Here is a 935-nt window from a genome sequence, read left to right on the forward strand (position 1 = left end):
GCAAGGGACCATCACGCTGCGCAACGGACAGGCTCCGCGCGCTGGCCCCTTGCTCCTGTCGCGCCAGAAGGCGTATCACCTGCCGAGGCTCTAACAGCGGCTGGATGAAACTTCAGTGGCAGGTCAGTACGGCTTCCAGTATTGGTTCAGTTTTTCATTAACCAGATTCATATACTGAGAGTCGTCCCTCAGCTTTTTCCAGACAGCGCCCGCATAGTTTGCCAGAACAAAGTCTACGGCGAGGATTCCATCCATCGGCGGATGCATCAATCGAGGAGGGTCAATCAAAAATGTCTTTCCAAGTCTATCTCCAATAGGATGCATTTTTGCCCCGCCATATTGGAAGTGATATAGCGGATGGACATCCACCGTTTCGTCAGGGACATCCTTTGTGAGGTCGACAATATGACGGTCGAAATGCCATGAGGCCTTTAACTCGACGCCGTCTCTATCGATTACATACTTCTCGATGTTTATCTCCAAGTCCTTGAACTGGTCATCGACGTCAGCATCAAAGGAGCCGTTTAGGCTGATGCTCAGTTCTATTCGCAAATTGCGTGTTTTTGCAGGAAGGGATTTTCGAGGATCCGATAACTCAAATCTTAGATTTGAGATGTCATATCCCCACGAGTTCGCACCATAGTGTGCCGGTTTCGAGCACTGCTCTGCCGCACTATTGAGAGGACCAATATCAGCACAGACTTGTTTTTTAGTGAGGATACTACCCAGTTGTCTAAGTGCAGTTGCGGCCTTCTTTCTTTCCGCATCGTAGTTCTTCTTAGCCATTGCGAAGCCCAGATATTAAGTCGTCGGCCCTGAAATAACCCACAACTGATTGAGGCTGAAGGATTCTTTGTCTTCGCGAAGCATCGTAAAATGCCAGCTTCTGGGAAGTGACCCCCCAAAAGCTGGTGTTTTGCCATGGGACCCAAGCC

1 protein-coding gene is annotated in these 935 nt (G+C 49.6%); it reads right to left on the reverse strand.

Annotation, left to right across the window (positions count from 1 at the left end):
• Window positions 1-123: 123 nt before the first annotated feature.
• The gene (locus FS320_RS44210; RefSeq protein ID WP_152718760.1) at window positions 124-786 is read right to left on the reverse strand and encodes a hypothetical protein; all 663 of its coding nucleotides are present in this window, start codon (window positions 784-786) and stop codon (window positions 124-126) included.
• Window positions 787-935: the final 149 nt, after the last annotated feature.

Source organism: Microvirga tunisiensis (assembly GCF_009296175.1).
GTDB lineage: Bacteria > Pseudomonadota > Alphaproteobacteria > Rhizobiales > Beijerinckiaceae > Microvirga > Microvirga tunisiensis.

Coding starts and splice junctions, on each gene's coding strand:
- FS320_RS44210 (WP_152718760.1), bottom strand. CDS start 786: ATGGCTAAGAAGAACTACGATGCGGAAAGAAAGAAGGCCGCAACTGCA.